Annotated in this window: 22 protein-coding genes, 1 tRNA gene and 1 riboswitch; of the genes, 9 read left to right on the top strand and 14 right to left on the bottom strand. The window is 56.8% G+C overall.

What is annotated here, in order from left to right:
- Positions 1-10: 10 nt before the first annotated feature.
- From RT120_RS13265 to RT120_RS13245, 5 genes are read right to left on the bottom strand one after another with little or no spacing between them, the layout of a single operon-like run.
- Positions 11-646: an urea amidolyase associated protein UAAP2 gene (locus RT120_RS13265; protein WP_312983169.1), complete on the bottom strand. Its 636-nt coding sequence runs from the start codon at positions 644-646 to the stop codon at positions 11-13.
- Entirely contained in the window at positions 640-1,359 is a 720-nt protein-coding gene (locus RT120_RS13260; protein WP_312983167.1) for an urea amidolyase associated protein UAAP1, read from the bottom strand. The genes RT120_RS13265 and RT120_RS13260 overlap by 7 nt, the downstream gene beginning before the upstream one ends.
- Positions 1,360-1,368: 9 nt before the next feature.
- Positions 1,369-2,169: an ABC transporter ATP-binding protein gene (locus tag RT120_RS13255; RefSeq protein ID WP_312983165.1), complete on the bottom strand. Its 801-nt coding sequence runs from the start codon at positions 2,167-2,169 to the stop codon at positions 1,369-1,371.
- A gap of 9 nt (positions 2,170-2,178) precedes the next feature.
- The gene (locus tag RT120_RS13250; RefSeq protein WP_312983163.1) at positions 2,179-2,991 is read right to left on the bottom strand and encodes an ABC transporter permease subunit; all 813 of its coding nucleotides are present in this window, start codon (positions 2,989-2,991) and stop codon (positions 2,179-2,181) included.
- Positions 2,992-3,006: 15 nt separating this feature from the next.
- Positions 3,007-4,062 carry a putative urea ABC transporter substrate-binding protein gene (locus RT120_RS13245; protein ID WP_312983161.1) on the bottom strand — a complete coding sequence of 352 codons (1,056 nt, stop codon included), beginning with the start codon at positions 4,060-4,062 and terminating at the stop codon, positions 3,007-3,009.
- Between the two features lie 54 nt (positions 4,063-4,116).
- Positions 4,117-4,211, bottom strand: a riboswitch (guanidine-I (ykkC/yxkD leader).
- A 312-nt stretch (positions 4,212-4,523) separates the two neighbouring features.
- Between RT120_RS13245 and RT120_RS13240 the strand changes: the two genes are divergently transcribed.
- The 3 genes from RT120_RS13240 (at position 4,524) to RT120_RS13230 (ending at position 8,377) form a co-directional block, all read left to right on the top strand.
- On the top strand, positions 4,524-5,234 hold the full coding sequence (locus RT120_RS13240; protein WP_312983159.1) for a DUF3053 domain-containing protein: 711 nt from the start codon (positions 4,524-4,526) through the stop codon (positions 5,232-5,234).
- A 195-nt stretch (positions 5,235-5,429) separates the two neighbouring features.
- Positions 5,430-7,010, top strand: coding sequence for a PTS transporter subunit EIIC (locus RT120_RS13235; RefSeq protein WP_312983157.1), 1,581 nt, complete (start codon positions 5,430-5,432; stop codon positions 7,008-7,010).
- Positions 7,007-8,377 (top strand): glycoside hydrolase, encoded by a 1,371-nt coding sequence (locus RT120_RS13230; RefSeq protein ID WP_312983155.1) that lies wholly within the window; start codon positions 7,007-7,009, stop codon positions 8,375-8,377. The genes RT120_RS13235 and RT120_RS13230 overlap by 4 nt, the downstream gene beginning before the upstream one ends.
- A 13-nt stretch (positions 8,378-8,390) precedes the next feature.
- Here the strand turns inward: RT120_RS13230 and RT120_RS13225 are convergent, their stop codons facing one another.
- Positions 8,391-9,113, bottom strand: a complete 723-nt coding sequence (locus RT120_RS13225) for a MurR/RpiR family transcriptional regulator (protein WP_312983153.1) — start codon at positions 9,111-9,113, stop codon at positions 8,391-8,393.
- Between the two features lie 78 nt (positions 9,114-9,191).
- On the opposite strand from RT120_RS13225, the gene RT120_RS13220 reads away from it, so the two are divergent.
- Positions 9,192-10,388 (top strand): MFS transporter, encoded by a 1,197-nt coding sequence (locus tag RT120_RS13220; RefSeq protein WP_312983151.1) that lies wholly within the window; start codon positions 9,192-9,194, stop codon positions 10,386-10,388.
- Between the two features lie 7 nt (positions 10,389-10,395).
- Here RT120_RS13220 and ghrB read toward each other — a convergent pair whose 3' ends face one another.
- The 6 genes from ghrB to RT120_RS13190 all read right to left on the bottom strand — a co-directional run bounded on the left by ghrB (position 10,396) and on the right by RT120_RS13190 (position 16,380).
- On the bottom strand, positions 10,396-11,373 hold the full coding sequence (gene ghrB / locus RT120_RS13215; protein ID WP_312983149.1) for a glyoxylate/hydroxypyruvate reductase GhrB: 978 nt from the start codon (positions 11,371-11,373) through the stop codon (positions 10,396-10,398).
- 66 nt (positions 11,374-11,439) lie between these two features.
- On the bottom strand, positions 11,440-12,720 hold the full coding sequence (locus RT120_RS13210; RefSeq protein ID WP_312983147.1) for an MFS transporter: 1,281 nt from the start codon (positions 12,718-12,720) through the stop codon (positions 11,440-11,442).
- Between the two features lie 43 nt (positions 12,721-12,763).
- Positions 12,764-13,723, bottom strand: a complete 960-nt coding sequence (locus tag RT120_RS13205) for a sugar kinase (RefSeq protein WP_312983145.1) — start codon at positions 13,721-13,723, stop codon at positions 12,764-12,766.
- Positions 13,724-13,726: 3 nt separating this feature from the next.
- The gene (locus RT120_RS13200; protein ID WP_312983143.1) at positions 13,727-14,476 is read right to left on the bottom strand and encodes a sugar phosphate isomerase/epimerase; all 750 of its coding nucleotides are present in this window, start codon (positions 14,474-14,476) and stop codon (positions 13,727-13,729) included.
- 108 nt (positions 14,477-14,584) lie between these two features.
- A complete protein-coding gene (locus RT120_RS13195; protein WP_312983141.1) occupies positions 14,585-15,604 on the bottom strand; it encodes a LacI family DNA-binding transcriptional regulator in 1,020 nt (339 codons plus the stop codon).
- 113 nt (positions 15,605-15,717) lie between these two features.
- Entirely contained in the window at positions 15,718-16,380 is a 663-nt protein-coding gene (locus tag RT120_RS13190) for an OmpA family lipoprotein (RefSeq protein ID WP_312983139.1), read from the bottom strand.
- A 166-nt stretch (positions 16,381-16,546) separates the two neighbouring features.
- On the opposite strand from RT120_RS13190, the gene RT120_RS13185 reads away from it, so the two are divergent.
- The gene (locus RT120_RS13185) at positions 16,547-18,880 is read left to right on the top strand and encodes a molybdopterin guanine dinucleotide-containing S/N-oxide reductase (RefSeq protein ID WP_312983138.1); all 2,334 of its coding nucleotides are present in this window, start codon (positions 16,547-16,549) and stop codon (positions 18,878-18,880) included.
- On the opposite strand, the gene RT120_RS13180 is transcribed toward RT120_RS13185, so the two are convergent.
- Both RT120_RS13180 and tag read right to left on the bottom strand, forming a co-directional pair.
- The gene (locus tag RT120_RS13180) at positions 18,843-19,289 is read right to left on the bottom strand and encodes an N-acetyltransferase (RefSeq protein WP_312983137.1); all 447 of its coding nucleotides are present in this window, start codon (positions 19,287-19,289) and stop codon (positions 18,843-18,845) included. The two genes, RT120_RS13185 and RT120_RS13180, sit on opposite strands and share 38 nt — an antisense overlap.
- On the bottom strand, positions 19,286-19,849 hold the full coding sequence (gene tag / locus RT120_RS13175) for a DNA-3-methyladenine glycosylase I (protein WP_312983136.1): 564 nt from the start codon (positions 19,847-19,849) through the stop codon (positions 19,286-19,288). The genes RT120_RS13180 and tag overlap by 4 nt, the downstream gene beginning before the upstream one ends.
- Positions 19,850-20,030: 181 nt before the next feature.
- Between tag and RT120_RS13170 the strand changes: the two genes are divergently transcribed.
- From RT120_RS13170 to RT120_RS13155, 4 genes are all read left to right on the top strand, one after another.
- On the top strand, positions 20,031-20,741 hold the full coding sequence (locus RT120_RS13170) for an autotransporter domain-containing protein (RefSeq protein ID WP_312983195.1): 711 nt from the start codon (positions 20,031-20,033) through the stop codon (positions 20,739-20,741).
- Between the two features lie 174 nt (positions 20,742-20,915).
- The gene (locus RT120_RS13165) at positions 20,916-22,115 is read left to right on the top strand and encodes an MFS transporter (RefSeq protein WP_312983135.1); all 1,200 of its coding nucleotides are present in this window, start codon (positions 20,916-20,918) and stop codon (positions 22,113-22,115) included.
- Between the two features lie 288 nt (positions 22,116-22,403).
- A complete protein-coding gene (gene eptB / locus RT120_RS13160) occupies positions 22,404-24,080 on the top strand; it encodes a kdo(2)-lipid A phosphoethanolamine 7''-transferase (RefSeq protein WP_312983134.1) in 1,677 nt (558 codons plus the stop codon).
- Positions 24,081-24,169: 89 nt separating this feature from the next.
- Positions 24,170-24,246: transfer RNA gene (locus RT120_RS13155), tRNA-Pro, on the top strand.
- Positions 24,247-24,283: the final 37 nt, after the last annotated feature.

The raw sequence follows: 24,283 nt of genomic DNA, 5'->3' as shown, positions 1-24,283 counted from the left end.
CAGCGCCGGATCACCACACCGTGACGGCGATGGGCGTCGGGTTATACCCGTTGCAGGGGTTGTTGAGCTGTGGGCAGTTGGAGATCAATACCAGAACGTTCATTTTGGCGACCATTTCGACGTATTTCCCCGGTGCGGAGATGCCATCGGCAAAACACAGCCCGCCATCCTGAGTCACCGGTACATTCATAAAGAAATTGATGTTGTGGGTGATATCGCGGCGCGTCAGGCCGAACGCCGGGTGTTCGGCAATCGCCAGCATCCACGAGTCGCGGCAGGCGTGCATATGGCGCTTTTCCAGGTCGTAGCGCACGGTGTTGCTTTCGGTGGCGCAGGCGCCGCCCAGGGTATCGTGGCGGCCACAGGTATCGGCGACGATCTCCAGCATTGGGCGGTCGTCGCTGGAGCGCAGTACCGTGCCGGTGGTCAAAAACACGTTGCCCTGGCCGCGTATCGTGTCCGACATGCTGTAGCGTTCCGCGATGTCATCGGCATTGAAAAACAACGTATCCGCCGCCTGATTGCCTTCCAGATCGGTAATGCGCAGGGTTTGCCCTTCAGTGATGTTATACAGCCAGTAATCCCCGGCCTTGACGGTGGCGTGGTACGCCGCGTCCGCCGGGTTGCGCGCGCTTTCGGTCAGCATGAGCAGGCTCCTTCACTCAGATGATAAAGATGGTTGTTGCGCAGCCCGCGCTGGTTTTCGGCACGTTCGAGGCAGTGAGCGGGAAGGGGCTTACGTTCGCCGTCGAGGCGGATGCCCAGTGGCGGGCGCGGATACGCCATCGCGTGGCTTAACGGATGTGGGCAAGTGTGTAAGACGACCAGCGTATCCATCGCGAAACGCAGAGTGACGCTCGCGCCCGCTGCGCCCTGGCGCACCAGTTCCAGCTTGCCGTCATCGTTAGCGGCGACGTGGGCGAACAGGTTCAGGCAGGCTGCCATATCGCGTTTGCCGAGGCCGTATTTCGCCAGTTCCACCAGAAAACTGTCGTAGCCATTCTGGTGGCGATCGTTACGCGCCTGCTGGTAATCACGCGCGCCGAATTGTTTTTCAGTCAGCGCAGCGTTGGCGGTGCCGCAGACCGACTCATGCCAGCCGAAGCTGTCCTGTTCGATACCGCAAAAAATCCGTCCCATATCCGAGTAAAGACAGTGGCCCGCCGTCAGCCGAAAGGTGTGCTGGCATTTCAGGGTATCGGGCGCGTTATAGCGCTCCAGCAAGTTTTCCGGGTTATAAAACAGCACGCCTGCGTTTACCCCGCCCGCCAGGTCGGTCAGGGTCAGGGCGGTGCCCTGGCGCATCATCAGCGACCAGTGGCTGCCCGCTGGTAATTCGGTTTGATAAGCGTTCATCATGGCTCCTTGTTAATGGCCAAACAGCGCGGCGGGCTGTTCGGTGAGGGGATACTGGGCGTCAGGGAACAGCGGCGTCACGCTGCCTGCGGGTTTACGATCCAGTGGAATGTCGTAAGTGATGCTCGCGCCGTACGCTTCTGGTGCCTGCGGGTCGTGGCGCACTTTGTCGAATACCCACAGCCGCGAACCCAGCGAAAATCCCTCTTTCAAATCGTGAGTGATCATAAAAATGGTCAGCTTGTGGCGTTCCCACAGCGAGCTAATCAGCACGTGCATCTCTGCGCGGATGCCAGGGTCCAGCGCGCCGAACGGCTCGTCGAGCAGCAAAATGCGCGGCTGTTTCATCAGCGCCTGCGCTAGCGCCAGGCGCTGCTGCATCCCGCCGGAGAGCTGATGCGGGTATTTATCCTGCGCGCCCAGCAGCCCGACCTGCTTCAGCATCACGCGCGCCTGTTCGCGGATAGCGGCGCGTTTGCGGCCCCAGACGCGGCCTAACCATCGCGCCTGGCTAAACTCTTCCGCCAGCATCACGTTTTCAATCACGGTCAGATGCGGGAATACCGAGTAGCGTTGGAACACGATGCCGCGCTGGGCGTCGGGCTCCTGGGCCAGCGGCTGGCCGTCGAGCAAAAAGGTCCCTTTGGACGGGGATTCGGTGCCGAGCAGCATTTTCAGGAAGGTAGTTTTACCGCAGCCGGACGCGCCGACGATGGTGACAAATTCTCCCTCTTCAACGCTGACGTTCAGCCGCTCCAGTACCACCTGCTTGTCGTACTCTTTCCCGACGTTTTTCAGTTCTAATAAAGGCATAGCGGCTCCTTAACGGGCGTAGTACCAGGGGAAACAACGGCGGTTCACGACCCGCAGCAGCAAATCGAGGGCGAAGGCGAGCAGGGTTATCCAGGCGACGTAGGGCAAAATCACGTCCATCGCCATGTAGCGGCGCATCAGGAAGATGCGATAACCCAGCCCTTCAGTGGCGGCAATGGCTTCCGCAGCAATCAAAAACAGCCACGCCGAGCACAGCGACAGGCGTACGGCATCAATCAGGCGCGGCAATAGCTGCGGCAGAAACACCCGCCACAGGATTTGCCCGCTGTGCCCGCCCAGCGTCTGAGCTTTGATCAACTGTTCGTGAGGAATGGCCATCGCCTGAAGCTGCAAATCGCGGATGATAAACGGCGTAATGCCAATCACGATCAGCACCACTTTCGACACTTCCCCCAGGCCAAAGCAGATAAACAAAATCGGCAGAATGGCCAGCGGTGGGATCAGCGCCAGGGTGGTGATCAGCGGGGACAAAAAGGCGCGTACCGCAGGCAATGCGCCGCAAAACAGGCCGAAGGTCAGGGCGATAGCCGCGCTGAGCACCGCGCCGCTCAGCAGACGCAGCAGGCTAGCGGCAGTATCGGTCCACAGCAGATATTCCCCACTGCGCGGGCTGGGGGTAAACGCCATCCGGTCAATGGCGCTGAACATGGCGTCAAAACCGGGCAGCAGTTTATCGGCGCTGTTGGCGGCCAGTCGCGCGTCGGAGGCGATTAGATAGACAAACAGCATCGCCAGTAGCGGAAGGGCGCCCAGCAGCACCCGGCTCATCGGCTGCGGTTGAAGGTTGATGATTTTGCGCATGGGACGCCTCCGTGATTACAGTTGGTTATTGGCCGCGAGGCGGACAAACTGGTCGCTAAAACGTAATTTGACGTTCTGGCTGTCGCCCCAGACGCCCGCAGGCGTTTCAATGCCCACCACGTCGGCGGACGGCGCGGCTTCGCCCAGTAGGCCGTGGGAAAACGAGAACTCCGCGACTTTCTGCATAGTTGTTTTCAATTGCGGGCTGCTGGTGAAAGCCAGCGCCAGCTGCGGCGTGGTGAACAGGTGGGTGGCGGCCAGTTGTGCATCGAAACCTTCCAGCGTGGTGCCCGCCGCTTCGCCCATTTGAGTACGCGCCGCTTTGGCGGTTTCGCCGTCGCCCTGTAGGGTTTTCAGGGTTTCAAACCACGCGCCGGTCAGCGCTTTGCCCAGCTCCGGGTGTTTTTTCAGCGTGGCGGTGTTAACCACCAGCAGGTCGAGGATTTCGCCGGGGATTTGCGCCGAGGTGAACAGGGTTTTCGCGCCCGGCTGTTTTTGCGCTTCAGCCAGCAAGGGGTTCCAGGTGACGATGGTTTTAACGTCCGGCGTGGTGAAGGCAGACACCAGATCCGCATCCGCCGTATTGACCACCTTGATATCTTTTTCGCTCAGGCCCGCGGTTTCCAGCGCCCGCGCCAGCAGATAGTGAGAAACGGAAAGCTCCACCAGATTGACCGGCTGGCCTTTCAGCGCCGCGACGCTATCGGCGGATTTGGCCAGGATGCCGTCGTTGCCGTTGGAGTAGTCGCCGATAATCAGCGCGGTGGAGTCCACGCCGCCGCTGGCGGGCAGGGTCAGCGCATCCATATTGGTCATGGTGCAGCCGTCGAATCCGCCTGTGGTGTACTGGTTCACGGATTCGATATAGTCGTTGACCTGCACAAACTGGATATCAATGTTGTATTTGTCGGCCCATTTTTTGATGATGCCGCCCTGTTGGGCGTAGTCCCAGGGCATCCATCCGGCATAAATCGACCAGCAGAGTTTGAAGGCGGGTTTTGCCGCAGCGGCGGTGGCGCTAAACAGGACCAGCGCGGCGAGCAGAATTCCTTTATGGCGGGCTTTAAGCATGATGGTTCCTCTGACGTTGACGGAATAAGCAGGAGGGCGCGAACCAGTCGCGTATCCTCCCGGGCTTTTGTCCCGCCGTGTAACCGCCAGAGGGCGGTCGATCGCTCTCGGACCAGCGTCTTGCGACCGGAACCCTAGCGATCCATTTCCAGATTGTCTGGCGACGGCGGCGTACCGCCTGTCCCCCCTGCATAGTCAGCAGAGCAAGATGAATGCCAGTTTCGGTAAATCGTTAAAAAACTGTTGCGGTACAATAGGCTGCGTGATTTCGCGCTCACGGTGGCATAAAAACTGCTGCGTCATCACGGTGCAACACGACACCCAACAGCGCACCGCCATGAAGCAGCGGGCAAAGAGTTTGTGTTATGGGGGTATCATGCGGGGCGTGACTGCACTATCCTTGTCAACGTTGAAGGCATACGGGTTGTCGTGTGCGTATTTTTGGGTGAAGGAGTTTAAAGATGGCGACAGGTAAGTCCTGCTCTCGCTGGTTTGCGCCTTTGGCGGCGTTACTGATGGTGGTCAGCCTGAGCGGTTGCTTCGATAAAGAGGGCGATCAACGCAAAGCGTTTATCGATTTTCTGCAAAATACGGTGATGCGCAGCGGCGAACGTTTGCCGACGCTGACGGCGGATCAGAAAAAGCAATTCGGGCCGTTTGTCTCGGATTACGCCATTATTTATGGTTATTCCCAACAGGTTAATCAGGCTATGGATGCCGGTATTCGTCCGGTGGTCGATAGCGTCAACGCCATCCGCGTTCCGCAGGATTACATGACCCAAAGCAACCCGCTGCGCCAGGCTAACGGCTCGCTGGGCGTGCTGAGCCAGCAGTTGCAGAACGCAAAAATGCAGGCCGACAGCTCTAAATCTTCGCTTAAACAAGCGGATGATTTAAAACCGGTTTATGACAAAGCATACGAAAAAGTCGTGACTAACCCGGCCAATGCGCTGCAACCACTGATCCCGGCGGCGCAGACCTTTACCCAGCAACTGGTGCAGGTGGGCGATTTCATCGGCCAGCAGGGTACTCAGGTGAGCTTTGTAGCGAACGGGATCCAGTTCCCGACCTCGCAGCAGGCAAGCCAATACAATCAGTTGATTGGGCCGCTGGCTGCGCAGCATCAGGCGTTTAATCAGGCCTATTCCGCCGTGGTTAACTCGCTGCAATAATCATTCTGCTTCCTCGCACATCCCGTGTGAGGAAGCTTTTTTTTGCCCCGATTTCGAAACTGGTGTGCATTTCCTGTCGGTTTGTACCTATTTAACCGGTACAGGTTTCATTCTCACGCCACGCTTGTTATAACTCTTCTACTGAAAGCAATAAAAAAACGCACCTCTACCCTAACAAAAGCGTAAGGACATCCCATGTCTGAAATTCGGCAACGCACCGTGGAAAATATGCAAAAGTTTTCCAGAGCGATGATCGGGGCAGTATTATTTTTACCGGTAATCGGTTTAATTCTCGCACTCAGTTCGGTATTAACCAATCCCTCTCTAATTCCTGATAATAGTGTTATTCATAATATCGGCCAGCTATTAGGCGATACCTTCTGGCCGCTGTTTGGAAATTTAGGTTTATTATTTTGCGTGGGGATCAGTTACGGCCTCGCGAAAGATAAAAAAACCGAAGTCGCCCTGGTGGCGGTGATGTGTTTTATTATGTTTTTGGGCGCTAACCATTCGTGGCTGGAATTAACCCATCGGGTCGCGGACACCATCAACGGCGAATATTACGGCACCGGGCAAACGCGGTTGCTGGGTTTTGTGGTGGTGGATATGGGGGTATTCCTCGGCATTATTCTGGGCTGCACCATCGCGTGGGTTCACAATAAAGTGTCACAGATTGAATTACCCGGCGCGCTCTCTATGTACGGCGGGGCGAAATTAACCCTGATTGCCATGACCCCCGTGGTACTGCTTTACGCTATCGCCTTCACCACCATCTGGCCGGTAATGACCCACGGCATTACCGCGCTGACCGGCTTTATGAAAAACGCCGGTGTGGCGGGCGTGTTCGTCTATGGTTTCTTCGAGAAATTCCTGATCCCGACCGGGCTGCATCACTTTGTCTGGTCGCCATTCCAGTTAACCCAGATTGGCGGCACCCTCACGGTGGACGGGCAGACGGTCTCCGGCACTCAGGCGATTTTCCTGGCCTATATGCGCCACCCGGATTTAACGCCGATGATGAACGACGCGCTGCGCTTTTCCCAGCAGGGAATGACCACAATCTTCGGTCTCTCCGGCGCGGCGCTGGCGTTCTATCACACCGCCAGTCCGGCGAAAAAGATGATGGCGAAGGCGATTTTATTGCCGGCGATTATTACCTCAATTTTAACCGGCATTACCGAGCCGATTGAATTCACCTTCTTGTTTGTCTCTCCGCTGCTGTGGGTGATCCACGCCACATTAACGGCGGCATCCCAGGCGATCTGCGATCTGTTTAGCGTCCGTCCGTGGGGTGCGTCCGGGTTAATTGAATTTGTGATTTATAACCTGCCGCTACCGGTGGCATTAACCCGCTGGCCTTTATATATCGTGATCGGCATCGGGCAATTCGCCGCCTATTACGTCATATTCCGCACCCTGGTGGTGAAACTGAATCTGAAAACTCCGGGCCGTGAAGATGACGACGAAGTGAAGCTGTACAGCAAGCAGGATTACCAGGCGAAGAATAAACAAAAAAATAAAGATATGACCGATGAGATTATTAAAGGTCTGGGTGGCCGGGAAAATATTCTCTCCGTAGATAACTGCTTCACGCGTTTACGCGTGGAAGTAAAAGATATAACGCAGGTCAATGACGCAACCCTTAAATCAACCGGGGCCAACGGCGTCGTGCGAAATAATAATGAAGTACAGGTAATTTATGGCGTGAGAGTAGGGCAGATCCGCTCACGAGTGGACGTCTGGCTCGCGCAAACACCAACCGGGAGTAACGTATGAAACTAGCAGTATTAGGTGGCGGCGGCGTTCGTTCGGCATTTTTAGCCAAATCCCTGGCGTTCAATGCTCATCGCATCAATCTTAAAGAAGTCGTTTTCCTGGACAGCTCTGAAGAGAATCTGGCGTTGTTCGGCGAACTGGCGCGCTATGTGTTTACCACCATTCGCCCGGATATTGATTTCAAACTGACGCATGACCCGCTGGTGGCGCTGAAAGACGCTAATTACATCATCACCACGCTGCGGGTCGGCGGCGATGAAAGCCGCATTCGCGATGAGCGTATCGCATTGAACTTTAATACTTTAGGCCAGGAAACTACCGGCGCAGGCGGCTTTGCTATGGCGCTGCGTTCGGTGCCTGCAATCCTGGACTACTGCCATCTGATTGAAGAGCACGCGGCCAATGACGCGATCCTGTTTAACTTTACCAACCCGTCAGGGCTGGTGACGGAAGCGATTGTGAAGTCCGGTTTTAAGCGCCGCGTTTACGGGATTTGCGATGCGCCCTCGGAACTGATCCGCGAGCTACCGGCGCTGCTGGGCTGTGAAGAGCGCGATCTGCGCGTGGAATGCTACGGCCTGAACCATTTCTCATGGTTCACCAACATCACGGTAAACGGCGAATCGGTGACTGAAAAACTGGTCAACATGCCGGAGTTGTATGCCCGTACCGCGATGCAATATTTCTCGCCGGAGCTGGTGCGTCTGTGCGACAACCAGTTGCTGAACGAATATCTCTATTACTACTACTACAAAGAAGAAGCGCTGGCGGCGATTCAGGCGTCTGGCGAGACGCGTGGTGAACAGATCGCCCGCATCAACAGGGAAATGCGTGAAGAGTTGTCCGGTATTAATGTCAAAGCCGAACCGCAACGCGCCTTTAGCGTGTGGATGCGCCACTATTTACGCCGTGAAAACAGCTACATGCAAAATGAGTCGCAGCAGGAAAAATTCCACACCAGGGAACCGCTTACGCTGCAACAGTTCATTGAAGAACCGGATACCGGCGGCTATGCAGGCGTGGCGCTGGACATCCTCGAAGCGGTCAACAGCCAGGATACCAAACGCATCGTGGTGTCGATCCCGAATAACGGCACTCTCGACTTCCTGCGCCCGGATGATGTGATTGAAATTAGCTGCGACCTGAGCAAAGACGGGTTAAAACCGGTCACGCCAGCCCATGTGCCGCAGGCGCAGAAGAATATGATTGCCTGCGTGAAGGAGTACGAGCGGCTGGGTGTGGAAGCGATCCTTACCGGCGATCGCAGCCTGGCGGTGCGGGCGCTAATGGCGCATCCGCTGATCGGCTCCTGGAGTCTGGCGGAAAAACTGGTTCATGCCTACATCGATGAACCGAACAAGGCCTGATAATAAAGGGGCGTTAAGCCCCTTTATTTTGCCGGTTAAACCACAGCTTCAACAAATGTTCAAAACCTAAAATACAGTAACCGAAAAACGGATTGGACCAGTAAATATCATCATCGTACTTTTGCGGGTCGTGGATAATAAACGCGGTATCTGCCTGGGTTGCCAGCGGGCTTTGATAATCCCCGGTAAAACAGACGATATTGATATTTTTATTTTCCAGCGCTTTGAGCCAGTTTAATGCCGAGCTGCTGCGCCCGGATTTGGATATTATCCAGATGGAGTCGAATTTAGCCGCGGTCTTTTGTTCGAGGATCTCATAATCGGGCCACAGCGCCAGGCTGGCATTCACGCCGGTAACCAGAAACTTATTATAAATATACTGGGCGATAAGCTGAGAAAATCCGCTGCCGTGGATAAGGATTTTTTCGTGTTTCAGGCCCTGAAGCAGCATATCAAGCGACTCGGCGGGCTGGATGTTCATAAAGTCGACATCATTGGTAACATCCCGGCGCGGCATTGTAATATTGAATTTGATGAAATAAACCATTTCCAGCCAGCCGCTAAATTTTAGCTTTTTAGCCAGCCGGACTAAGGTTGAGGGGTTGCTGTAACATTTTTCTGCCACGCTGCGCACCCCTTCTTTCAGGCATAACTCAGGGTTTTCCTGAATGTAATTCAGTACCAGTAATTCGGTGCGGGTGAATTTAATATCACGAAATAAATTTTGGATGTCCATTAGGCGCTCCCGATAATCCTCAAAACTTTATCACAATACGGGGCGGCGAGGCATAACGCTTAAAGGAAATAACCTCACATGGCGAAGACGACAGGGGTGTTAATTCTGGTTTTCTTTTTATGGGGAACCATAACCGCAATCAATAGTACCTTACCGCTCTATTTTTTAGATTATTTCCAGTTAACCTGGCAACAGGCCATCAGCATGAACACGCTGTTTTACCTGGCGCCGTTTTTGACCTGTTTACCCTGCGGATGGCTGTTATCCCGGATGGGCTATCGGCGCATGCTGTATAGCGCGTTACTGTTAACGGCGGCGGGGGCGGTATTACTGGCGTTCGGCCTGGCGATTTATCAGTTTCGCCTGAGCCAGTGCGCGGTATTTGTGATGGCATCAGGCGTCGCGGCGTTACAGGTGGTGACTAACCCCTATCTGGCGGCGGTCAGCGGGCCGGAACGCCAGGTCAGCCAACTGTCGCTGGCCTCGGCGCTCAATTCGCTCGGCACCACGCTTGCGCCGTTAGCCGTCGCCGTCCTGCTGGCGAACTTCCCGCTTAACAGCACGCTGCATCAGGAGCCGCTGCGCTGGCTTTGGGCGGCGCTGGCGCTGTTTGCGGGACTGATTATCGTGCTGGGCAAAGCCAGCCGCTTGCCCGATGTCACGGTGCGCGTGGCGACGCCGAGTTTCCGCGCGCTGTTTCAGCGCAAGCGGATGGTTTTTCATATCCTGGCATTGTTCATTTACGTGGGCGTTGAGGTGTCGCTGGCGACCAGTACCGCCAATTGGTGGGTACAAACCGGCGGTAAGCGCATCGACCAGGCGATGTCGTTGATGGCGATTTACTGGGGCGGGGCGTTGGTCGGACGCTTCGTGTTTAGCGGCCTGGCACATCGTATCAGCGTGCGGATGGCGACACTGTGCATGACCTGTAGCGCCATGCTGCTGGTGCTGGCGGCAGTGATCCTCAATAACGCCCACGGCGGCTATTTGTTGCTGATAACCGGCTTAGCGAACGCCATTCTCTACCCGGTGATTTTTAGCCAGTTGTTGAAAGACGCAAGGGATCAGGCCGGGCTGGCGTCGGCGCTGGCGATTATGGCAGGAATAGGCGGCGCGGTGCTGCCGTGGTTGCAGGGCGTGTTGATTGACGGGGTGACGCTGCGGTATAGCTTTTTACTGCCGGTGGCGCTGTACGGGCTGTTGACGCTGTGGGCCAGTTTTCTGTGCCCGTCGCCGCGCGTTCAGCCGCTCTCAACCGAAGTGGAAAGCGGCTAAAACACGATTAGCCGTTAAGCACCTGCGGGTTAACGCAGTTCTTTTCGACCTTGCCATTTAACGCGTCGATCAGGTTATCCACTGCGCAGGCCGCCATGTTATAGCGGGTTTCATGGGTGGCGGAACCGATATGCGGTAGCGCCACCACGTTCGGCAGCGTCAGCAACTCGGACTCCACAGGCAGCGGTTCCTGTTCGAACACGTCCAGGCCTGCGGCGTGGATCTCGCCGGCTTTCAGCGCCGCGATCAGGGCTTGTTCATCCACCACCGGGCCACGACCGGCGTTGATAAACACGGCGGAAGATTTCATGGCTTTGAACTGCTTCTCGCCGATCAGATGATGCGTTTCATCGGTCAACGGCAGCACCAGGCAAACGAAATCAGACTCCGCCAGCAGGGTGTCGATATCGCAGTAGCGGGCGTTAAAACGCTCTTCGGCTTCGCTGTGATGACGGCGCGCGTTGTACAGAATCGGCATAGAAAACCCGAAGTGCGCGCGCTGCGCCAGCGCCAGGCCAATGCGGCCCATGCCGATAATGCCCATAGTTTTATGGTGCACATCAATGCCAAACCAGTCTGGTCCGATGCTTTTCTGCCATTCGCCTTTCTTAACGCGCTCCGCCACTTCCACCGCGCGGCGCGCGGTCGCTAATACCAGCGTCATCATGGTATCAGCCACGGTTTCAGTCAGAACGGTCGGGGTGTGCATCAGCGCCACTTTGCGGGCGGTTAACGCGTCGACGTCAAAGTTGTCGTAGCCCACCGAAATGGTTGAGGCGGCGCGCAGTTGCGGCATCTTTTCCAGCAGGGCGGCATCGACGTTCTGGCTGGAGCCCAGCAGGCCCACCGCGTTAGCGAACAGTTCAGCATGCTTCGCCTGGCTTTCCGCATTGATGCTGTCGAGTTCAGTCACCTCAAAGTGGCTTTGCAGGCGGGTTAGCAGGTCATCGGGTAAGGACTTATAGAGAATTACAGACGGCTTCATTCACTCTCTCCGTGGAACGTGTCGGATGTGATGGCAAAACGGGCGGCCTGTCACCGCCCGTTGCCTTTAAGCATGGCGTGCGCCTGCCGGAAGTTTTTGATGATTAGCAGGCTTAACAATCAGAGTAAGCCACACCGAGGCGAAAAGCGCCACACCCATAAAAATGTAGGAAGCGGATGGGCTGCCGGTTGCGCCGTTGAGATAGCCCACAAACCACGAGCCGACGAACGACCCCAGCGCGCCCATACTGTTGATCAGCGCCATTGCGCCGCCCGCCACGTTTTTCGGCAGCATTTCCGGGATAATCGCGAAGAACGGGCCATACGGTGCGTACATCGCGGCCCCGGCGATCACCAGCAGGGTGTAGGAAAGCCAGAAGTTGTTTGCGCCAACCGCCCAGGAGCCGATAAAGGCGAACGCGCCAATTAGCAGCAGCGGCCAGACGAACAGTTTACGGTTCTGCATTTTGTCTGACGCCCAGGAAACCAGGATCATCGCGATAGTGGCGGCCAAATACGGTACGGAAGAGAGCCAGCCCACCTCCACCATGCCCATGTTTTCACTGCCGTTGCGGATAATCGACGGCAGCCACAGTACGAAGCCGTAAACGCCGATGCTCCAGGCGAAATACTGCATACACAGCAACACTACGTTGCGCGAGCGGAAGGCTTCGCTGTAATTGCGTACCGGTTTAATGCCTTTTTGTTCTTCTTCCAGCTGCGCCTGCAAGGCGGCTTTTTCGCTCTCCGCCAACCAGTTCACCTGGTTCGGTTTGTCTTTCACCAGCACCCACCAGCAGAAGGCCCAGATAATTGCCGGGACCCCTTCGATGATGAACATTTCACGCCAGCCGAACGCCTGAATCAGGTAGCCGGAGACCACTGACATCCACAGCACCGTCACCGGGTTACCGAGGATCAGGAAGGTATTGGCACGTGAGCGTTCCGATTTGGTGAACCAATTACTGATGTAAATCAGCATCGCCGGCATCACCGCCGCTTCCACCACCCCGAGGATAAAGCGGATTGCCGCCAGCATCGGAATATTGCTGACCATCCCGGTCAACGACGCGCAGCCGCCCCATAAGATCAGGCAGATGAAAATCAGTTTGCGCACGCTGCGGCGTTGGGCGTACATCGCGCCGGGGATCTGGAAGAAGAAATAGCCGAGGAAAAACAGCGCACCCAGCAGCGATGACACGCCTTTGGTGATGCCGAGATCCTCGTTAATGCCAGCCGCAGACGCAAAGCTGAAGTTGGCGCGATCAAGATAGGCCAGGCTGTAGGTGATAAATATGATGGGCATGATATACAGCCAGCGCTTTGGCGCATTCGTTGGGCTTTTCATAAGCATCTCTCTGTAGTCGTAGGGTAAAAGGCCGATAAATGATTTATGCACACAGCGTCGGTTCGCGTTCGGCCAGTTCGGCGCGGCCAGGTAAGCCTTCGCTGTCCCCCTGCACCTGAATCGCCATTGCGCCGATGGTGTTACCCCGGCGTACCGCGTCGCGAATCGAGAGTCCATCCAGCAAGCCGCTGATCACGCCGACGGCAAAGCCGTCTCCCGCGCCAACGGTGTCCACCACCTGCTCAACGCGGCAGGCGTCCACGCTCCCTTGCTCACCCTGAGCCGTTTTGAACCAGGCGCCATCCGCGCCGGTTTTGATCGCCACGCACTGTACGCCGTGGTCGAGATAAAAGTCGGCAATCGCGTCGGGCTGGCGATAGCCGGTAAGAATTTCGCCTTCTTTGATGCCCGGCAGTACCCAGTTGGCCTGGAACGCCAGCTTGTTGAGCTGTTCCACCATTTGCGCTTCGCTTTTCCACAGCACCGGGCGCAGGTTGGGGTCGAAAGAAATCGTTTTGCCCTGGTTGCGGAACAGCGAAGCCGCATGGTTTAGCAACGCCAGTGACGTTTCGGACAAGGCGGCCGCCACGCCGCTCAGGTGCAAATGGCGCGCTGAGTTAAAGCCGATATAGCCAGCGTCTTCTACCGATAGATGGCTGGCAGCGGAGCCCTTGCGAAAATATTCCACAATGGGATCGGTTCCATTTTCGGCTTTAGATTTCAGTTGAAAACCCGTTGGATAGCGGTCGTCAATCGTTACGGCGCGGGTATCGATGCCCTCACGTTTCAGGCATTCAAGAACGTAGCGGCCATGAGAATCGTTGCCGACGCGGCTGACCCAGCCAACGTTGAAACCGAGGCGGGCCAGGCCCGTCGCTACGTTAAGCTCCGCGCCTGCGACGCGCTTAATGAAGTGTTCGACGTTTTCCAGCGGGCCGGTTTCGGTGGCGACAAACATCGCCATGGCTTCGCCAACGGTGATGATATCCAGAGAGTCAGACATCGCTTAAACCTCGCGTAACAAATTAACGTAATGACGGGTGACCGCCGTGAGATCGTCGCCTTCCAGCGGGAATTCAATCCCACGCGGCGCATCGCCCGGTAGCTGGCCCAGCAGCGCCAGCCAACGCGGCTCGGCATCATCCAGCGCCACCGCATGGAAGCGGGCATGGCGGGATTCAGCGGCTTTGACATGGACATAGCTGACCAGCGGGGCCAGTTTGCTGGCAGCCGCTTCCGGTGATTCGCCGACCCACAGCCAGTTGGCCATATCAAAGGTCAGCGTGACCGGCAGGTTCATCACCGACACGGCGGCCTGGAAGCGCAGCATCGGCGCGAGCTTGCCGTACACGGTTTGATCGTTTTCCACCACCAGCGCGACCGGCGAATCCGCCAGCAGCTCGCGCAACGGTTCGGCAGCCTGATTCGCCTGGAAATTGCCCAGCGACAGTTTCAGCCAGCATGAATTCAGGATCTGCGCCTCTTCCAGCAGGGCGGGGAGGTTAGGATTAAGCGTGCCATCGTCATTAAACAGCGCCTGGGGCGCGGAATAGCAGGCTTTGAGGTGGTGAGACGCGATAGCGGCGGCAAGCGTCGGGAGCGCATTCAGTTCCGGTTCAGACAGTAATTCCCGCCGGATTTCCACGCCGTCTGCACCCGCAGCGGCAATAATCGGCAATAGCGCCTGCTGGCCGCCCAGGGCAGTCACGCGTGAATTCCCGTAGGCCGCGGTGACAACAATAATCGCGTTTTTCATGGTTATTCCTCAGCGACGTTTTTTTCATCGATAAGGAATACGCTAGATGGAACCGGTTCCAAAGAAAAGGCGGGCATGACGAATTTATGATCGCCATCACGAAGCAAATTAACGAGACGTGGAGCCGCGAACGATAAGCTCGCCGGAGAAAACCTGTTCGCGCACGGTGTCGCTGGTGCCTTCAATGCGGCGCACCACCTGCTCCAGCGCGGCGTAACCGATCTGCCAGGTCGGCTGTTTCAGGGTGGTAATGCCGACGCCCGCCAGTTCGGCCCATTCCAGCTCATCGAAACCGAGCAGCCCGATATCGCTGCCCCAGTGCAGGCCGATACGCTTAAGGGAGCGGGCCACCTGGAGCGTCAGTGCGCCGTTGGCAGAAATCACCGCTTTGCGCATCCCGCGCCAGGTCTGGTGAAACTGGCGCAGCGTGTTATCGAGCTTTTCCGCTTCGTGCAGCGGAATTTCAGCGTTTTGCGCCACAATGCCGGGGTAGCGCTGGGCGGTATGCTCAAACGCCTGTAAACGCTCGCGGCGGGTATTCACGGTGCCGAGCGGTTCGCTCAGGAACAGCAGCGCCTCAAAACCCTGGTCGATAAGGTGTTCGGTTGCGGTGGTAGCGGCCTGGGTGTTGTCTAATCCCACCACGTCGCAGGCGAAATCCGGGATTTTACGGTCAATCAGCACCATCGGCAGCGAGGATTGTTGCAGACGGTTTAACCCTTCTTCGCGCATCCCTACAGCGTTCACCACAATGCCTTCCACCTGATAACTGCGCAGCAAATCCAGGTAGTGCAGCTCCTGATCCACTTCGTTATTGGTGTTACAGACCAGCGGCGTAAAGCCTTTTTCGCGGCAGGCGGCTTCAATGCCGCTGAGCACATTCACTGAATAGGGGTTAGTGATATCGGCGATAATCAGCCCGATAAGCCGGGTGCGGCCACGCTTAAGCCCTCGCGCCATCTGGCTGGGATGATAATCGAGAGTGGCGATAGCCTGTTCGATACGCGCCAGCAAGTCGTCGGAAAGCAGGTGCTTTTCGCCGTTTAAGTAACGTGAGACGCTGGTTTTACCGGTTTTCGCCGCTTTGGCTACATCGCTGATGGTTGCGCGCGCCGTGGATCGTGTCATCGCTGCCCCTGTGCCGTTGTGCTACAGACAATCCCTGTTTGCCTCCCGTGAAGGGAGGCAAGGGGGAGGCAACAGTATCACACTTTTTGCGCCGGGCCAGCCAGCGCAGCGGTTTACTGAATCGGAGTCAGGGTGATTTCTACGCGGCGGTTTTGCGCTTTCCCTTCTGCGGTATCGTTGCTGGCAATCGGGTTCGCCGGGCCCATACCGCGGGTCTGGATGCGGTTTGCCGCCACGCCCTGGGTGATTAACGCGCTGGCGACTGAATCCGCACGCTGCTGTGACAGACGCATATTCAGGTCGCTGCCGCCAGTGCTGTCGGTGTAGCCGAGTACGTTAACGGTGGTTTTCGGGTACTCTTTCAGCACCATTGCCACGCCGGTCAGGGTGTTTGCGCCCGCCGGTTTCAGGTTAGCCTGGTTGCTGTCGAAGGTGACGTTATTCGGCATGTTCAGCACGATGTTATCGCCATTTCGCGTCACGCTGACGCCAGTTCCCTGCATTTTGTCGCGCAGTTTAGCTTCCTGCACGTCCATGTAATACCCGACGCCGCCGCCCAGGGCCGCACCGGCCGCTGCGCCAATCAGCGCGCCTTTGCCGCGATCTTTTTTCGAGGAAGAGAGTGCGCCGACGCCTGCGCCGACTAACGTGCCGATCCCCGCGCCGATGCCGGAGCTACCGGCTTCACGCTCGCCGGTATAAGGATTAGTGGTACAGCCAGAAACTGCCAGTGCGCCGCTGATCACAGCCGCAAGAACCATTACGCGTTTTTTCATTATCAAATCCCAATGATTTATTTCGTTGCCACAACCGGGCGTAGCGGTTGATTATGACCTGTGTATCGTTAGAAAATTTTGGGAAGTCGTCTGATTTTGTCAGCGAAAGTAACGATGGGGTCGTCAGAACCCCGATTTTGACCTGCAAACACCGCCAGGAGCTGCTTTGGCCACTACATCGCAAACCACAACCATATTAACCGCCGCCCACTGGGGGCCGATGCGGGTAGAAACCGACGGGCAAACCGTGCTTTCTTCCGGCAGCGCGCTTAACACGCCGCATCACAACTCGCTGCAAACCGCTGTGCCGGATCAGGTGCACAGCAAAACTCGCGTGCGCTATCCGATGGCGCGTAAAGGCTTTCTGGCGAACCCGCAAAGCCCTGAAGGCGTGCGCGGCGATGACGACTATGTGCGCATCAGCTGGGACCAGGCGCTGGCGCTGATTGACGCGCAGCATCACCGCATCCGCGAAACCTGGGGCCCGTCGGCGATTTTCGCCGGCTCCTACGGCTGGCGCTCTAACGGCGTGTTGCACAAAGCCGCGACCCTGTTGCAGCGCTACATGAGCCTGGCGGGGGGCTATACCGGCCATCTCGGGGATTACTCTACCGGTGCCGCGCAGGTGATCATGCCCTACGTGGTGGGTGGTAATGAGGTGTACCAGCAGCAAACCAGTTGGCCGCTGATCCTCGAACACAGCGACGTGGTGGTGATGTGGAGCGCCAACCCGCTCAACACGCTGAAAATCGCCTGGAACGCCAGCGATGAACAGGGTATCGGCTATTTTGAAGCGCTGAAAAACAGCGGCAAACGGCTGATTTGCATTGACCCGATGCGCTCAGAAACCGTGCAGTTCTTTGGCGACCGTATGGAGTGGATTGCCCCGCATATGGGCACCGACGTGGCGATGATGCTGGGCATTGCCCATACGCTGCTGGAAAACGGCTGGCACGACGCGCCGTTCCTGAATAGCTGTACCGAAGGGTTTGACCGCTTCGCGGCCTACCTGGCGGGCGAGCAGGACGGCGTCGCGAAAACCGCCGACTGGGCCGCGCCGATTTGCGGCGTACCGGCGCAGACGCTGCGCGAGCTGGCACAGTTGTTCAGCCAGAGCCGCACCATGCTGATGTCGGGGTGGGGAATGCAGCGCCAGCAATACGGTGAGCAGAAGCACTGGATGCTGGTAACGCTGGCCGCAATGCTCGGGCAAATCGGCACGCCGGGCGGCGGGTTTGGCCTCTCTTATCACTTCGCCAACGGCGGCAACCCGACGCGCCGCGCAGCGGTGCTCGGCTCGATGCAGGGGTCGGTGAAAAATGGCACCGACGCGGTAGAGAAAATCCCGGTGGCGCGCATTGTGGAAGCGCTGGAGCGCCCCGGCGAGGTTTATCAGCATAACGGCGAAGCGCGGCGCTTCCCGGATATCCGCATGATCTGGTGGGCGGGCGGCGGCAACTTCACCCACCATCAGGACACCAACCGCCTGATTAAAGCCTGGCAGACGCCGGAGCTGGTGGTGATTTCCGAATGCTTCTGGACAGCGGCGGCGAAACACGCCGATATCGTGCTGCCCATCACCACCTCGTTTGAACGCAACGATCTCACCATGACCGGCGATTACAGCAACCAGCATCTGGTGCCGATGAAGCAGGTGGTGGCCCCGCAGTATGAGGCCCGCAATGATTTCGACGTGTTCGCCGAGCTGAGCGAGCGCTGGGAACTGGGCGGCGGCGTGCGGTTCAGCGAAGGCAAAAGCGAGCTGCAATGGCTGGCCGAATTTTATGCCATGGCGCAGCAGCGCGGCGCGGCCCAGCAGGTGACGCTGCCGCCGTTTGAGGCATTCTGGGAAGCGAACCAACTGATCGAAATGCCGGAAAGCCCGCAAAACGCCGAATTCATTCGCTTTGCAGCGTTTCGCGCCGATCCGCAGGCCAATCCGTTAAAAACCCCGAGCGGTAAAATTGAGATCTTCTCTCAGCGCATTGCCGATTACGGCTACGCCGACTGTCCGGGGCATCCGAGCTGGCTGGCACCGGACGAATGGCACGGCAACGCCGAACCGGGCCAGTTGCAGCTTCTCTCTGCGCATCCCGCGCACCGGTTGCACAGCCAGCTTAACTACGCGCGGTTGCGTGAGCAGTATGCAGTGGCCGGTCGCGAGCCGTTGACGCTGCACCCGGACGACGCGCGCTCACGTGGCATCGCAGATGGCGATGTGGTGCGGGTGTGGAACGGTCGTGGGCAGGTGCTGGCGGGCGCGGTAGTGGACGACGGGATTAAGCCTGGCGTGATCTGCCTGCATGAAGGGGCGTGGCCGGATCTGGATAAGCAGGCGGGCGGCTTGTGTAAGCACGGCGCGGTTAACGTGCTGACCAAAGATATTCCCACCTCCCAACTGGCTAACGGCTGCGCGGGAAACACAGCCCTGGCGTGGGTGGAGAAATATCAGGGGCCTGCGCTTACCGTGACGGCGTTTGATCCGCCTGCCAGTGCATAATCCAGGTCGGATGTTGGGTTTCTTCCTGCCAGGCGCTGTCTTCAATACCAAAACCGTGGCGGTGGTAAAAATTCACCGCCACGGTGTTTTTCTGGTACACCTCAAGGCTTAACGCGGCATAGTGCCGCTTGGCTTCATTCAATAGCGCGCTGCCGATACCGCGCCCCGCCGCGTGCTGCGCGACAAACAGCGCGCCGACAAACGACGCGTTCATGACGCTGATAAACCCCAGCAACTGCCCATCTTCAAGATAAACCCAGGTATGCGCGTCGGGTAGGTAGCTGTCGCGCACCAACGGCAAACTTTGCTGCCAGTAGAGCGGATCGATAAACGGGTGCGCCGCCGTGGTGCTCGCCAGCCAGACATCCAGCAGCGCAGGCAGATCGGCAGGCTGGCATTCACGGATCATGTCTGATTCTCCGGGTGGCAGATGCAGCCGGTGACATGGTCATTCACCAGCCCGCAGGCCTGCATAAACGAGTAGCAGATGGTGGAACCGACAAACTTAAAGCCGCGCTTTTTGAGCGCTTTGGAGAGCGCGTCCGAGGCGGGCGTGGTGGTGGGGATCTCGCTCATGGCGGCCGCGCGAGTCACCTGTGGGATATGGTCAACAAACGACCAGACGAACGCAGAAAAGGGTTCGCCGTTGGCCTCCATCGCCAGAAAAGCTTTGGCGTTGTTAATAATGGCTTCAATTTTGCCGCGATGGCGAATTATCCCCGCGTCCAGAAGCAACCTGTCGACATCTGCGGCCTGCATCTGCGCGATGGCGGCAGGGTCAAACTGGTGAAAGCAGCGACGATAGTTTTCGCGCTTCTTCAGCACCGTAATCCACGAGAGCCCGGCCTGTTGTCCTTCCAGGCAGATCATCTCAAACAGTTTCTGGCTGTCGGTTTGCGCAATGCCCCACTCGGTATCGTGATACGCAAGATACAGGGGGTCCTGAGTCACCCATCCACAACGCTGCATAAAATATCCCTCTTTTGTTATCACCCTACTTGACGTCTGAGTGAAAAAGACAATAGTTAATTCAGGGCTATACCCTTCGTAATTCAAGCCACAGTTGCGCAAATTATTCGGGTAACCAGCCTTCACTCAGGCAAAAAAATAAAAAACGCCGGATTTTGGCTCTTTCTGGAGTCGCATAATGATGACAACTATAGGTAGTGGCCGCCGCTCGTTAAGCAGTGTGGCGATTTTTGCGTGTTGTATTTATTCACAAGGTGCTTTCGCCTGGCAGCAAGAATATAGCGTTGATGACCCTGAAAGTAATACGTTTGAGCGCTATACCTGGGACAGCGATCACCAACCCGATTACAACGATATTCTGGCGGAACGCCTTAATGCGCCGCTGGATATGGCCTATTCGTCGGGTTTTAATCTGATAACCTCAGCACAGAATAGCTATACCACCCAGCCGTCGACGCTGGGAGTAGGGCTGGCGATCCCGGTTTATAAAAACGTGACCACCGGCCCGGTTGCCTCATGGCACTGGGACGGCAGCACCGCATCGATGTTCAATGAATATGGCGACAGCGTGACGCGTTCAGGCGGCGCAGACCGGCTCTGGCATGCCAGCGTGAGTTCCCTGGGCTGGCGCGTTGATTCGTCATTCGGCTATGTGCGACCGTGGGCGCAGGTGAGTTACAACCAGCAGTACGGCGAAAACGTCTGGAAATCCCAGTCGGGTATGCATGCCGTGCCTGCCGCAAATCAATATGGCAACTGGATGGACGTCACGGTGGGTGCCGATATGCCGTTGAATAAAAATCTCGCGGCCTATGCGTCGTTCTCCCAGTCCGAAGGGATTATGGCGGGGGATATGACGTCCTATAACCTCGGCGTTAATGCGCGGTTCTGAGTAAACACCGCTTTCCAAAAGCGAAGCGGGAATGGAATACAAGGCATTTCATTCCCGCTTCGCGGCAGCTCATTCCGTTCTCACGGCACTTCATGGCGTTTCACCCCCTGGTTTGAAGGGCTTTCGTTAGGCTTACAGGCAGATAACTTTCCCTTTCTGGATGAGATAACTGCCATGAACGCCCTACAAAACCGTACCCGTTGGCTTACCCTCTTCGGCACTATCGTGACCCAGTTTGCGCTGGGTTCTGTCTATACCTGGAGTTTGTTTAACAGCGCGCTCTCCGAAAAGCTGGATGTGCCCATCAGCCAGGTGGCGTTTTCCTTCGGCCTGCTGAGCCTCGGCCTGGCGCTCTCGTCTTCCGTCGCCGGGAAATTGCAGGAGCGTTTCGGCGTGCGGCGCGTGACGATCGCCTCCGGCTTACTGCTCGGTCTGGGTTTTTTCCTTACCGCCCATTCCCACAATCTGATGATGCTGTGGCTGAGCGCCGGGGTGCTGGTCGGCCTGGCGGATGGCGCGGGCTATTTGCTGACGCTCTCTAACTGCGTGAAGTGGTTCCCGGAGCGTAAGGGACTGATCTCCGCGCTGTCTATCGGTGCCTACGGTCTTGGCAGCCTCGGTTTTAAATTTATCGACAGCCACCTGCTGGCCAGCGTCGGCCTGGAACACACCTTTATGATTTGGGGCGCAATCGCTCTGGTGATGGTGGTATTCGGCGCGATGCTGATGACCGATGCCCCGAACCAACCGGTGCAGTCGGTGAACGGCGTCACCAACAATGACTTCACTCTCGCGGAATCCATGCGTAAACCGCAATACTGGATGCTGGCGACCATGTTCCTGACCGCCTGCATGAGCGGTCTGTATGTGATTGGTGTGGCGAAAGATATCGCCCAAAACCTGGTGAATCTGGATGTGGCCTCTGCCGCCAACGCCGTGACGGTGATTTCCATCGCCAACCTTAGCGGCCGCCTGGTGCTGGGCATTCTGTCTGACAAAATGTCGCGGATCCGCGTTATCACCATCGGCCAGGTGATTTCCCTGGTCGGCATGGCCGCGCTGCTGTTTGCGCCGTTGAATGAAATGACCTTCTTCGCCGCTATCGCCTGTGTGGCCTTTAACTTTGGCGGTACCATCACAGTGTACCCGTCGCTGGTTAGCGAGTTCTTCGGTCTGAACAACCTGGCGAAAAACTACGGTGTGATTTATCTGGGGTTCGGTATCGGCAGTATCTGCGGTTCCGCCATCGCCTCGCTGTTCGGCGGCTTCTACGTCACCTTCTGCGTGATCTTCGCGCTGCTGATTGTCTCGCTGGCGTTGTCCACGACCATTCGTCAGCCGCAGCGTCAGATGCTTAAACACGCCCACGCCTGATTTACATAAGGTTATCAAGGCCGCGCTGAACTTAAGCGCGGCTTTTTTACGTCCTCGCCTGGCCCTTGTCCACAAGGAGACGCTTTTGGCAGGAGATGAGAATTCAGTAGCATTAATTTGTAAATTCAGTCCCTGAATGCTAACTCCGCACAACTTTTACTGAACGTTATGGTCTACTAGCCGCGCTCTCACCAGGAATCTTCCCGTTTTGCTGGTGCTTTGTTGGCTATTAGAACTCGACGCCCGGTTACGGGTCAGAGAATTTTGTACCTGTTCCAGGGGCTTTGCATGAAATACCTGAATTCGATGACGCATCAGAAACTGAGTTTTCTGATCGCGGTTTACATCGGCCTGTTTTTAAACTGCGCGGTTTTTGTCCGTCGCTTTGACGGATACGCCCAAAACTTTACCGCCATAAAAGGAATTTCAGCCGTCGTGGAGCTGGTCGGCACGGTATTAGTCACCTTTTTTCTGTTGCGCATTCTTTCGCTGTCAGGGCGGCGCGCATGGAAAGTCCTGACCACATTGATTGTTTTATTCTCGTCCGGCGCCAGCTACTACATGACCTTCCTGAATGTGGTGATTGGCTACGGGATTATCGCCTCGGTGATGACCACGGATATTGATTTGTCCAAAGAGGTGGTCGGCTGGGGGTTCTTCGTCTGGATGGCGCTGGTGAGCGCGGTCCCGCTGTGGCTGATTTGGTTTAACCGCTGTGACGACACGCTGTGGAAACAGCTCACCACGCGCGGCGTTCGTTTACGCAGTGCGGCGGTGGTGATTATGGCGGGCCTGTTGGTGTGGGCACCGATTCGCCTGCTGGATATGCAGCAGAAGAACGTTGAACGCAGCTCTGGCGTGGATATGCCGAGCTATGGCGGCGTTGTGGCGAACTCCTATCTGCCGTCTAACTGGCTGTCGGCGCTGGGGCTGTATGCCTGGGCGCAGGTGGATGAATCCAACGACAACAAATCGCTGATCAACCCGGCCAAGAAGTACAGCTATCAGGCCCCTGCGGATATTGATGACACTTACATGGTGTTTATCATCGGTGAAACCACGCGCTGGGATCATATGGGCATGTTGGGTTACCAACGCGACACCACGCCGAAACTCGCCAAAGAGAAGAATCTGGTTGCTTTCCGGGGTTACTCCTGCGACACCGCCACCAAGCTCTCGCTGCGCTGTATGTTTGTGCGTGAGGGCGGCGCGGAAGACAATCCGCAGCGGACCCTGAAAGAGCAGAACGTGTTTGCCGTGCTGAAACAGCTGGGCTTTAGCGCCGACGTGCTGGCGATGCAGAGCGAGCTGTGGTTCTACAGCAACACCATGGCGGACAACATCGCCTACCGTGAACAGATTGGCGCGGAGCCGCGTAACCGCGGCAAGCAGGTGGACGACATGCTGCTGGTCAACGAGATGCAAAACTCTCTGGCTGGGCACCCGAACGGCAAGCATATGATTATCCTGCATACCAAAGGGTCGCATTATAACTACGTTCAGCGCTATACCCGCGATTACGCGAAGTTCCAGCCGGAATGCATGGGCATCGACAAAGCTTGCAGCAAGCAGCAGCTGGTCAACGCGTTTGATAACACGGTGCTCTACGTCGACAGCTTTATCGATAAAGTGATCGACCAGTTGCGCGATAAGAAAGCGATTGTGTTTTACGCGGCGGATCACGGCGAATCCATCAACGAGAAAGAGCATTTGCACGGCACGCCGCGCAACATCGCGCCGCCGGAGCAGTTCCGCGTGCCGATGATGGTGTGGATGTCTGACAAATATCTGGAGAGCCCGGCACATCAGCGTTCATTCCAGCACCTCAAGCAGCAGGCGGACATGAAAGTGCCGCGCCGCCACGTCGAGCTGTACGACACCATCATGGGTTGCCTGGGCTACACCTCGCCTGATGGCGGCATTAATGAGAACAACAACTGGTGCCACGTCCCGGAAGGGAAGTAAGGTTGCTGGCTTTTCAGCCGATCGGATGGCTTTTTTTGATTAAGGGATTGACGGTTGGGGTGCGCGGCAGTAAGATGCGCCCCGCAATTCGGTGATTGGCGCAGCCTGGTAGCGCACTTCGTTCGGGACGAAGGGGTCGGAGGTTCGAATCCTCTATCACCGACCAAATTTAGAAAAACCCAACCGCAAGGTTGGGTTTTTTG

This window comes from Atlantibacter sp., from assembly GCF_032062175.1.
Taxonomy (GTDB): Bacteria; Pseudomonadota; Gammaproteobacteria; order Enterobacterales; family Enterobacteriaceae; genus Atlantibacter.
Note: the sequence above shows the minus strand (reverse complement) of the source record. Positions and strands in the feature narration are given on the sequence as shown.

Bases quoted from the DNA above. Each gene is read 5' to 3' on its own strand.
- RT120_RS13230 (WP_312983155.1), top strand. From the start codon at position 7,007: ATGAAACTAGCAGTATTAGGTGGCGGCGGCGTTCGTTCGGCATTTTTA.
- RT120_RS13200 (WP_312983143.1), bottom strand. From the start codon at position 14,476: ATGAAAAACGCGATTATTGTTGTCACCGCGGCCTACGGGAATTCACGC.
- ghrB (WP_312983149.1), bottom strand. From the start codon at position 11,373: ATGAAGCCGTCTGTAATTCTCTATAAGTCCTTACCCGATGACCTGCTA.
- RT120_RS13165 (WP_312983135.1), top strand. From the start codon at position 20,916: ATGAACGCCCTACAAAACCGTACCCGTTGGCTTACCCTCTTCGGCACT.
- RT120_RS13265 (WP_312983169.1), bottom strand. From the start codon at position 646: ATGCTGACCGAAAGCGCGCGCAACCCGGCGGACGCGGCGTACCACGCC.
- RT120_RS13170 (WP_312983195.1), top strand. From the start codon at position 20,031: ATGACAACTATAGGTAGTGGCCGCCGCTCGTTAAGCAGTGTGGCGATT.
- RT120_RS13195 (WP_312983141.1), bottom strand. From the start codon at position 15,604: ATGACACGATCCACGGCGCGCGCAACCATCAGCGATGTAGCCAAAGCG.
- RT120_RS13220 (WP_312983151.1), top strand. From the start codon at position 9,192: ATGGCGAAGACGACAGGGGTGTTAATTCTGGTTTTCTTTTTATGGGGA.
- RT120_RS13180 (WP_312983137.1), bottom strand. From the start codon at position 19,289: ATGATCCGTGAATGCCAGCCTGCCGATCTGCCTGCGCTGCTGGATGTC.
- RT120_RS13250 (WP_312983163.1), bottom strand. From the start codon at position 2,991: ATGCGCAAAATCATCAACCTTCAACCGCAGCCGATGAGCCGGGTGCTG.
- RT120_RS13190 (WP_312983139.1), bottom strand. From the start codon at position 16,380: ATGAAAAAACGCGTAATGGTTCTTGCGGCTGTGATCAGCGGCGCACTG.
- tag (WP_312983136.1), bottom strand. From the start codon at position 19,849: ATGCAGCGTTGTGGATGGGTGACTCAGGACCCCCTGTATCTTGCGTAT.
- RT120_RS13255 (WP_312983165.1), bottom strand. From the start codon at position 2,169: ATGCCTTTATTAGAACTGAAAAACGTCGGGAAAGAGTACGACAAGCAG.
- RT120_RS13235 (WP_312983157.1), top strand. From the start codon at position 5,430: ATGTCTGAAATTCGGCAACGCACCGTGGAAAATATGCAAAAGTTTTCC.
- RT120_RS13260 (WP_312983167.1), bottom strand. From the start codon at position 1,359: ATGATGAACGCTTATCAAACCGAATTACCAGCGGGCAGCCACTGGTCG.
- RT120_RS13240 (WP_312983159.1), top strand. From the start codon at position 4,524: ATGGCGACAGGTAAGTCCTGCTCTCGCTGGTTTGCGCCTTTGGCGGCG.
- RT120_RS13205 (WP_312983145.1), bottom strand. From the start codon at position 13,723: ATGTCTGACTCTCTGGATATCATCACCGTTGGCGAAGCCATGGCGATG.
- RT120_RS13225 (WP_312983153.1), bottom strand. From the start codon at position 9,113: ATGGACATCCAAAATTTATTTCGTGATATTAAATTCACCCGCACCGAA.
- RT120_RS13245 (WP_312983161.1), bottom strand. From the start codon at position 4,062: ATGCTTAAAGCCCGCCATAAAGGAATTCTGCTCGCCGCGCTGGTCCTG.
- RT120_RS13210 (WP_312983147.1), bottom strand. From the start codon at position 12,720: ATGAAAAGCCCAACGAATGCGCCAAAGCGCTGGCTGTATATCATGCCC.
- eptB (WP_312983134.1), top strand. From the start codon at position 22,404: ATGAAATACCTGAATTCGATGACGCATCAGAAACTGAGTTTTCTGATC.